Source organism: Candidatus Bartonella washoeensis Sb944nv, assembly GCF_000278135.1.
GTDB classification, from domain to species: domain Bacteria; phylum Pseudomonadota; class Alphaproteobacteria; order Rhizobiales; family Rhizobiaceae; genus Bartonella; species Bartonella washoeensis.
Window position 1 is genome coordinate 1 of the sequence record NZ_JH725027.1, and the last position, 9,176, is coordinate 9,176.

The following is a 9,176-nucleotide window of genomic DNA, read 5'->3' on the forward strand; positions in this document are numbered from 1 at the left end:
TCGTCACACCGCGTATATACAACCCTTCAAACAAAAGAGTCAATATCATTTTCTCATATTTTCTTAAATTATAGATTTCTTATCTTATTTTGCAACCAAAAGGTGTTGTAAATGGAGATATACCACCATAAATTAATTCTTTTACTGTATAAAATTGCTCTCCTGCTTTGCTTTGCTATTATATTCTAACAAGCTATTCCTTTATAAAAGAATCGAGCACTGTGTAAAAACAACCAAATCCTTGTAGAAACACTCTAAGCTATGCTAGCTTTTCGCATTCAATATTTAAAAGCGCACAATGAAAATCATTTTAAAGAGTACGATAAGAATCTATGTGGGATAACCAACATCAGAAAAATGATCCCGGACAGGACCCTGCTCTTGTGGTTAAACGCTTTCTTCCTGCCCGTCGACAGGTTTCTGTGCGTTGGCTTACAGGGACAGTTCTTACTGGAATCACTTCTTGTATTCTTATGGGTATTGCGCTTTTTGCTGCTTTAGATGGGCAACAACGGTTAGTAACACCGCCACAATGGTTTACACGAGAAAACCTATCAGAATCACAAACTCCTGACGCCAATGGATATAAAGGTGATCGTATTTCTCCCACACGTGCACGGCAAAGCTTCGACAGCAAACGCCAATTTGAGTTATCAATTTTGCAAAAGAAGGGGGATGAACAGGTTATTCAGACTCAGAACTTCGAATGGATCCGAATGGCTTTGGCTGAAGAGCGCCCAAAGCAATACAGCTATCCTAAATTCGATGCCTTAAATATTTTTGCTGTTGATTCGAAAAATCAAGCCGCTGCACCACAAACTTCCGGACAAATTTACGGGGCAAAAGTGGAAACAAAAATGATTCTCCGTAATTACGATTTTATTATTGATGAAATAAACTTTGATGGTGCTGATACCCTGACGAGCGATGAAGCACAACAAGAATTACAAAAAGCTGGATTTTCTTTGGAAAAAACCAATGAACATCTCTCACTTCTTACACTGATCGATCCGTTAAAATTAGATGACTTATCCTCAGATCCCCAATTTAAAGATGCTCCAGAAGTGCGTATTGTTCAAGAAAACGTTACCGTTTCTCCTCAGAATCACCGAATTGATCTCACCAAAAACTATGCTGAGGATATTATTCCTATTCATAAAAAACAAAAAATAATCGATGCACTTAAAGAAACCGAATATACAAAAGAACAAGTTGAACAGGTTGCAAAAACTTTAGCCCTATTGAACTATTCGGATACTCTCAAAGAAGGAAGTCTTTTACGCATTGGGATCGTAACACAACCCGGCGAAGAAGACCATCTTGTGCGTGCAAGCATCTATCAAGGCATGTATCATGTTCTCACAATTGCTCTCAATGACAAAAATCAATTTGTTGAAAGTGCAGAACCAGAAATGTCGCATGCACTTAAAACCGCTTTTCAGAATGGTATTCCCCATTCGCTTGTCAATACAGCACAATTACCAACCGCTTATGATGCCATCTACAATGCTGTGCTCAGCCACAATATGTCAAAATCTCTCTCTCAGCGTCTCATTCGTCTACTTGCAACCAATATTGATATGAAAAGCCGTATAACACCAACCGATCAACTCGAAATATTTTATGCCGTGCCACAACAAAACGATACAGGCAAAAATGGCCAAAAGAGCCCGAAAGCGAAACAACCAAGCAAAAATGCAGATCCTGAAATTCGTTACATTAGCGCGACTTTCGGCAATACAACTTATAAATATTACCGTTATCAATCAAAAGACGGGAGCGTCGATTATTATGATGAAGAAGGAAAAAGCTCAAAACCTTTTTTACTCCGCAAGCCTCTTCCAAATGGCATTTTTGGTTCCCCCTTTGGACCACGTAAACACCCTATTTTAGGGTATGTTCGCATGCATACAGGCGTTGATTGGATTGCTCCAAAAGGCTCTCCTATCATGGCTGTTGGGGATGGCGTTGTCATAAAAGTAGGCGTAGCAGGCGGCTATGGAAACCATACAGAAATTCAACATGCCAATGGCTATGTCAGCAGTTATTCGCACCAAAGTAGTTATGCACCAGACATAAGACCAGGTGTTAAAGTGCGACAAGGACAAGTCATTGGCTATGTCGGAACAACAGGGCTAGCAACTGGTCCACATTGTCACTTTGAAATCATGGTCAATGGGACAAAAGTTGACCCCATGCGCATTCGCCTGCCCGACAGTAAAGCTTTAACCAATCAAGACCTGCAAGCATTCTTGCGTGAAAAAAACAATATTGATTCTTTGATCAACAGCCCAATCACGGAATCAGAAAATTCTTCTTAAACCACATCTAAAACAGAGAGGTTCCTTTAACGTTTTTGCAGATGCAAAAAGAAACACCAGTCAAAAAACTTCCACAACAAAAGTGAAAAGGATTGCGTTTGCGCTTATACCATCCTCAAAAGCTTCACACAAACCTCATGATTGAGAATGAAATCTATCCTTGATTGCCTGACTTTAAAATCATCAAACAAAAGTCATAAACTTTTGATTTTAAATTCCTTATCTCACAGACAGCTGCCGAAAAAAGTAGAGACATCGTTCTTTTAAAAAACAAAACACGTAAAATCGAGCAATGCTTTACGAGCGATGTAATTTCATTGTTGTCAATATAAACTGTTTTTCAAACAAATCGTTTCATCTAAAAAAGAGTTAAAAAAATACGATTCGTGAAAAAATTTATTTTAACAGCTCTTATGAGATGACACTGAGCAAACATTTTACAGAATTATTTTAGTTTGGATGATAATCTTATGAAATACAAACATATGATAATGACTGTGATCTCTTTTACCAGCTTTTTTTGTATGAATTTTTATTTCACTCATGCGCAAAGTGTTTCTGTGACATATGAAACAAGGCGAAGTTTTATCGAAAAATTACCTAAACCTAAACGAAATTCGTTTGATGATCGTTCAACAGATGTCTACATCGTCAACGAGCTCACGAATCCCCCAACTTCTATGGTATTAATTACGAAAGGTGTTCAGCGTGGACAATGGAAAGCGGGAGGATACTGGGGAAATGCAGGACCTTCGAATATAATTGCATCCGGCTCAGTAGGAAAAGCAGCGACAACATCTAATGCTTGGCTTTTTGGTGCCGGTGGTTGGGCTATATATAAAGTGCAAGATGACGGAGCTATTTTAACATTCCGGTGGTATAATCCGTATATTGGTCTCCATGAATACACTGCGACTGCAAGCAAAGACAATTATTATTTTGCACGAAGAGAGGAAGGAGAAAATAACGCACGAGTCATTTGGTACGTAAAAAGAAAAGAACCAATAAAAAATTATACTGTTGTCATCGCAGCTGATCCGCAACCATGGCGTTTGGGTTCTGGCGATCCTAACGCGAACAGTAACAGAGAACCATGGTTAGCAATAAATAAGAAAGTCGCAAATGCAATAGAATCGCACGCAGCTGCATTTTATATTATCAACGGCGACTTAACTGAATTTGGTCGACCACAAACTTATCAAGACTACGCAGATGTCTATAAAAACATTGTTTATCCTGTCTATGAAGGACTAGGCAATCACGATTACTATAATAATATTGGTGATTGTACAATACCGATATCAAATCTTTCAAAGGATGCATGTGCGGTAAGTGCCGTGAGAAGAATGTTCCAAGAAATAAGGAAATATAGCGGTGCTTTACCGCATTTCAATAAACATGTAACTTATCGTCAGTTCATTCAATACGATGTCATGCGTGACATAATAACTGGGAGTTTAAGTTATTCATGGGATTATGGAGATATACACTATGTACAGCTTCAAAATTATCCAACTTATACTGCTCATTTATATGATGGCCATACTAAAGTAATAATAACGAAAGCTCTGAAATGGTTAAAAAAAGATTTAGCAGCTGCTGATAAAAGAGGGAAAGTTACGATTCTCAACTTCCACGATGCTCGTCCCTATTTTAGAGATAATGATTCGCATTTTCTTCATCCCAAAAATGCGAAAGATCTAGCTGAATTTAGATCAATCATTACACGTCACAATGTCAAAGCAATCTTTGTTGGACACGAGCATCATCAAATCTCTTGCCGTGCACGAAATGACAAAGTCTTTGGCAGTATCCCTGTATACACCGCAGGGGCACTCTTCAGAGGAGACTACTATCTCGTCAATGTGCGAGGAAAAGACATTCACGTGAAAGCTTATAATGGAAAAACAGGAAAACCAGCTTTGGTCAAAGATTTAGGGCTCAACGGAGCCAAAACACGATTATCGCACAGTTGTAGTAATTTATAAGGACATTTTTTCCTTTCAACCTTGATCAATAAAAGGGGGAAACATCCCCCTTTTAAGAAAGAATTGGTGAATCCTTTGTCTGAAGTTTTGGCAAAGGGATTGTGACTTTTGTTCCCCCTAAATCAGACTTTTCAAAAAGTGGTTTTTCGCCAAACTGCATACAAAGTTGTTCGATAACCAAACGACCAAGACCTGCTTTTTGCTCTGATGTTTGGTGCTTCATGCCCACACCATTATCTTCCACAATCAGCATCAATTGTCCATCTTGTTGGGGACCAAATAAGATATAGATATGCCCAGCGCGTTTATCAGGAAAAGCGTGTTTTAAGGAATTTGTCAGCAATTCACCAAGAATAATTCCGAGTGTTGTTGCATCTCTTGAAGACAATCGACAATCTTTAAAATTCGTGTGAATAGTGATGTTTCCGCGCAATTCAAAAGGCACAGCCAATTCAACATCATGCACCACCGCACTGAGAAACTCTGCTAATAAAGTTGTTTCCATATCATCGCTCAAACGCAAACGACGATGCGCTATGGATATTGTCTGGATACGGTCCCGTGCAGCGCCAAGCACAGAACGCACCTCTTCATTTTTGCTGCGATTTAATTGCAGCCCAAGCAAAGAAGATACAGTACCAAGAGAATTCCCAATGCGATGACTGGCATCCTGTAGCAACATTTCGACACGTTGACGTTCTTTTTCGGCGTGATTGCGTGCACTTTCCAATTCTTGCGTGCGTTCTTTCACACGGGCTTCAAGCGCTATATTTTCACTATGAAGCAGCAATTGATACATTTTTAAGGCGCGGACATCACGCTGAAACCGATTAATGACAAAATAGGCGGAAATAAAAGTACTCACCACAGAAACAATCGCTGCCAATGTTAAAGCAGCACGCATAAGCGCTATGCCTTCACGCTGTTTTTGCCGCACCACATCATCCTCATTCATAAAGTTTGTCATCAACTGGGCTAAACGCGCCACTTGAATCTTCTGCATTTCAACAGGAGCAGAAGGTTGATCAGGAAGCGTATCAAGAGCAAGCATATGGGCATTCATAAAATCTTTGCGTGCTTCAACCTCTTTTTTAAAAGCAGTAAACCATTCATACCATTGCGGATGTGCATAAACAATGAGCTCTGTATATTCGAGAAGATCATCAAGACTGCGAACAGCACTTTCAAAGTGTGCTTTGTCTTCTGCGTTGCGGGTTTTGGCATAGCTACGGTCGGCGACCGCCATATCAATCAAACTAATGAGCACCAAATCAGCCTGTTCGCGCAATTCTGAACTTGTATTTAACTGTGCAACTTCCCGATCAACAGCATTTGAGAGCAGCATAATAAAGGCAGAAGCCAAAAGCGCCATAACAAGAGAAACAATAATTGCCACCCAACGCCAACGTGATATTGTTGAATCAGAAAGTGAACTTTGAGGAAGAAAATTCGTCTTTGTTGTCATAGAATTTCCATCGTCGAATCTGAAAATCGTCATTTTTCAGCACAAAGGAAAACTGCCTTAAGGATAATAGTGCACAAAGCCCGATGGGTGATTTCATCATTTAGACTCTGTTATTTTCTTAAAGGTCAGGTCAAATACTCTGAATTTCCTCAGATGCTGACTTTACTGTAATAGCTATAACGAGAATAAAAAAAACAAGGCTATCAACCATAATTATTATGCTTTTTTAGCCATTAAATGAACATAATGTACTTCCGGCCGAATAAGAATCGGGGCCATAATCGGATTCCCCATTCACCTTAAGAAGTTCTTGTAAGCGATTACGCGCTCGACTGACACGGCTTTTAATTGTGCCAACAGCACAGCCACAAATAGCCGCAGCATCTTCATAAGAAAAACCAGATGCACCAATGAGGATAATAGCTTCTCTTTGATCAGCAGAGAGCATATTTAAAGCTTTTTTAAAGTCCTGCAAATCAAGCGATCCATATTGAGCAGGATGTACAGCCATGTTTTGTGTGAACGTACCTTCAGTGTCTTGAACTTCTCTTCCTCTTTTGCGCATTTGACTGTAAAATTCATTGCGCAAAATCGTAAAAAGCCACGCTTTGAGATTAGTCCCCATTTCAAAACTGTCCTGCTTAGCCCATGCTTTCATAACAGTGTCTTGGACCAAATCCTCAGCCTTATCGTGCCTGCCACTTAAAGAAAGTGCAAAAGCCCGCAACGCCGGCAAAACCAAAAGGAGTTCTTGTTTAAAGTCTTTCACACCCTCCGTCATAAAGGACTCAAACCTTTTCCCCATTGTTCAAGTTAAATTGCTCTGCCCTCTCCAACCTGTCCAAAAGTTCGAGCAAACGCACAGGCAGTGCTTCTTCTTGAATTTCCATGTAAAATTGACGTAATTTCCGCGCTATTTGACTATTGACGCCGAGAAGATCATCTCCAAACATAGAATGATTGGTGAGATTTTTTTCATCACGGTCGTTCATTTTTTATCCCCCTAATCCATATACTATAAGTAGCAGCTATAAAAAACTTCTCTCAATAGTTGTAAATATGGTTGTATGTAAAAAGTTCCATACGAACAGAGGAACTTTTTCCTCTGTTGAGGATTTCAACCAACAAAATGCTTGCAAAAGGTCAAAGGAGTTATAAATCATGTCATTATCAACGCGCATTGCACCGCATCTTCCCTACCTTCGACGTTTTGCCCGATCTGTCACGGGCAGCCAGTCATCCGGCGATGCTTATGTCTCAGTAATGTTGGAAGCGCTCATTGCTGATATTTCTATTTTTCCCAAAGCATCCAGTGACCGTATCGGCACCTATTGGCTTTTTTGCCATCTTTTTGACCAAACTACGCCAAATATTCCTGAACCCCTGCCCCATTTTGGCCTTGAACAAAAAACCAGTGCAAAATTATCGTATCTGACCCCCCGTGCACGCCAAGCATTTTTATTGATTGCAGTTGAAGGATTTAATGAGCAAGAAGCCAGCGAAATTATGAACCTTGAGGCAAAAGAATTCCGTAAACTCCTTAACCAAGCATCGATTGATATTTCTCAACAAATAGCCACTGAAGTGATGATTATTGAGGATGAGCCTCTCATTGCAATGGATATTGAGCAAATGGTAGAAAGCTTAGGCCATCAGGTCGTGGGCATTGCACGTACCCGCGATGAAGCTGTGGTGATGTATCATAAAAAAAAGCCACGGTTGATTTTGGCTGATATTCAATTGGCTGATAACAGTTCTGGCATTGATGCGGTCAATGACATTTTGAAGAATGACCGTATACCGGTGATCTTCATTACAGCTTTTCCTGAAAGATTATTGACTGGAGAGCGTCCAGAACCGACTTTTTTAGTCACCAAACCCTTTAATCCTGATATGGTGAAGGCGCTTATTTCCCAGGCTTTATTTTTTCAAGAAAATGCTTCTAAAGCTGCCTAGAATAGAAGAACATCTTCATTATGATCGTGACACCGATTCCAACCCCACCTATGGATAAATCACATCTTAGTGCTCTCATGCAAGCGATTCGTGGCGCTGATATTTGTGTTCTCTATCAAACAACAAATCTCGTCTATTTATGGGCTGAAAACTTACCGAAGCATTTGCAAAGCAAATGGCGTGTAGGATGTCGTGACAGTGATTTTTTTTCGCTTGATCTTGCTGACAATATGGAAACAATCAAATTGCAGGTTTTAGCCACGGGCAAAATGCAAACCATTGAAGCACGGTTTGAAGATATGGCCAAACAAGCACTTTGGTACAAATTTTCTATTGATTGCCACCACAATGATAACGGAGAAATTATTGGCATTATCACCACCGGTGTTGATATTTCAGGATTGCGCCGACGTGAGCAGGTCCTAAAAATACTCCTTCGAGAAGTAAGCCACCGTTCAAAAAATCTTCTTGCCATCATTCAAAGTATTGCCAGCCAAACCGCACGCTATACTGAATCGCTTCAAGTTTTCTTACGCAAATTTCAAGGACGGCTCCATTCTCTTTCTCATTCTCAAGATCTGATCACCGATTCCGATTGGCGCGGTGCCCAATTTCGCGAATTAGTTCATTCGCAAACTTCAGGTTATTTTATGAAAGAAACAGAACGCTTTGCCATTGAAGGCGTTGATCCTTATCTCTTTCCCAATGCAGCTTTGCATATTGGTTTGGCTTTTCATGAGCTCATTGTCAATTCCCTTTCTTTTGGTGCCCTCTCACAAGAAAAGGGAAGTGTCTGTGTACGTTGTGAAATCCACACAAGGATGAATGAAACAACACAACTCCTCATTACTTGGAATGAACATTTTGAAGCCAAAACCCTTCTCTCTAATGAGAACAAAGCCTGTTTTGGAAGTGCTGTTTTAGAAAAAATTGTCCCCATTTCTGTCAATGGTTCGGCTTCTTTAAAATTGACAGAGACAGGAATTGTTTATTGCCTGTGTGTTCCAGATAGTTATTTCGATACTCTTTTTTAAAAAAGCGGATAAAATATTTGCGAAATAAAAAAAGTAAAACACGATGCCCCCAAGAACTGTTCTCAAATCCCCGTTTCCAGAACGAAGATATACTCTCTCCGCATAACCAGCTTCTTAGAACTTAGCTTTGTAAAATCTGGTCTACCGAAACGTATCCCCCTACGAAAACGAGCCCTCTAGAATCCAGATCAAACAGTAATATCCCCACAGGCGTTTAAAGATCACTCTCTCATTTAAACATTTTCCTGTGCTACAAGCATATTACCACTCAGCATCAATGCGTTTTTTCTAAATTTGTTCACCCAATGCACAGCTTACCGGAACAAAACTACGCCGGAACAAAACTACGCCGGAACAAAACTACGCCGGAACAAAACTACGCCGGAACAAAACTACGCCGGAACAAAACTAC

7 protein-coding genes are annotated in these 9,176 nt (G+C 40.0%); 4 read left to right on the plus strand and 3 right to left on the minus strand.

Going from position 1 to position 9,176, the window contains the following annotated elements:
* Nucleotides 1–332: 332 nt before the first annotated feature.
* Both MCQ_RS08315 and MCQ_RS08320 read left to right on the plus strand, forming a co-directional pair.
* Complete coding sequence (locus MCQ_RS08315) at nucleotides 333–2,321, plus strand: M23 family metallopeptidase (RefSeq protein WP_006924731.1); 1,989 nt, start codon at nucleotides 333–335, stop codon at nucleotides 2,319–2,321.
* A gap of 560 nt (nucleotides 2,322–2,881) precedes the next feature.
* Nucleotides 2,882–4,309 carry a metallophosphoesterase gene (locus MCQ_RS08320; protein WP_420021782.1) on the plus strand — a complete coding sequence of 476 codons (1,428 nt, stop codon included), beginning with the start codon at nucleotides 2,882–2,884 and terminating at the stop codon, nucleotides 4,307–4,309.
* A gap of 52 nt (nucleotides 4,310–4,361) precedes the next feature.
* Here MCQ_RS08320 and MCQ_RS08325 read toward each other — a convergent pair whose 3' ends face one another.
* From MCQ_RS08325 to MCQ_RS08335, 3 genes are all read right to left on the minus strand, one after another.
* Entirely contained in the window at nucleotides 4,362–5,774 is a 1,413-nt protein-coding gene (locus MCQ_RS08325) for a sensor histidine kinase (RefSeq protein WP_006924734.1), read from the minus strand.
* A 226-nt stretch (nucleotides 5,775–6,000) separates the two neighbouring features.
* Nucleotides 6,001–6,555 carry an RNA polymerase sigma factor gene (locus tag MCQ_RS08330; protein WP_006924735.1) on the minus strand — a complete coding sequence of 185 codons (555 nt, stop codon included), beginning with the start codon at nucleotides 6,553–6,555 and terminating at the stop codon, nucleotides 6,001–6,003.
* 7 nt (nucleotides 6,556–6,562) lie between these two features.
* Nucleotides 6,563–6,766, minus strand: a complete 204-nt coding sequence (locus MCQ_RS08335) for a NepR family anti-sigma factor (protein ID WP_006924736.1) — start codon at nucleotides 6,764–6,766, stop codon at nucleotides 6,563–6,565.
* A 169-nt stretch (nucleotides 6,767–6,935) separates the two neighbouring features.
* Here MCQ_RS08335 and MCQ_RS08340 point away from each other — a divergent pair, with 169 nt between their 5' ends.
* Nucleotides 6,936–7,730: a response regulator gene (locus MCQ_RS08340; protein ID WP_006924737.1), complete on the plus strand. Its 795-nt coding sequence runs from the start codon at nucleotides 6,936–6,938 to the stop codon at nucleotides 7,728–7,730.
* 20 nt (nucleotides 7,731–7,750) lie between these two features.
* A complete protein-coding gene (locus MCQ_RS08345) occupies nucleotides 7,751–8,764 on the plus strand; it encodes a sensor histidine kinase (RefSeq protein WP_006924738.1) in 1,014 nt (337 codons plus the stop codon).
* The last annotated feature ends 412 nt before the right edge of the window (nucleotides 8,765–9,176 follow it).

What these genes read in the sequence shown, in the direction of transcription:
- MCQ_RS08340 (WP_006924737.1), top strand. Translation starts at nt 6,936, where the DNA reads ATGTCATTATCAACGCGCATTGCACCGCATCTTCCCTACCTTCGACGT.
- MCQ_RS08335 (WP_006924736.1), bottom strand. Translation starts at nt 6,766, where the DNA reads ATGAACGACCGTGATGAAAAAAATCTCACCAATCATTCTATGTTTGGA.
- MCQ_RS08325 (WP_006924734.1), bottom strand. Translation starts at nt 5,774, where the DNA reads ATGACAACAAAGACGAATTTTCTTCCTCAAAGTTCACTTTCTGATTCA.
- MCQ_RS08330 (WP_006924735.1), bottom strand. Translation starts at nt 6,555, where the DNA reads ATGACGGAGGGTGTGAAAGACTTTAAACAAGAACTCCTTTTGGTTTTG.
- MCQ_RS08345 (WP_006924738.1), top strand. Translation starts at nt 7,751, where the DNA reads ATGATCGTGACACCGATTCCAACCCCACCTATGGATAAATCACATCTT.
- MCQ_RS08315 (WP_006924731.1), top strand. Translation starts at nt 333, where the DNA reads ATGTGGGATAACCAACATCAGAAAAATGATCCCGGACAGGACCCTGCT.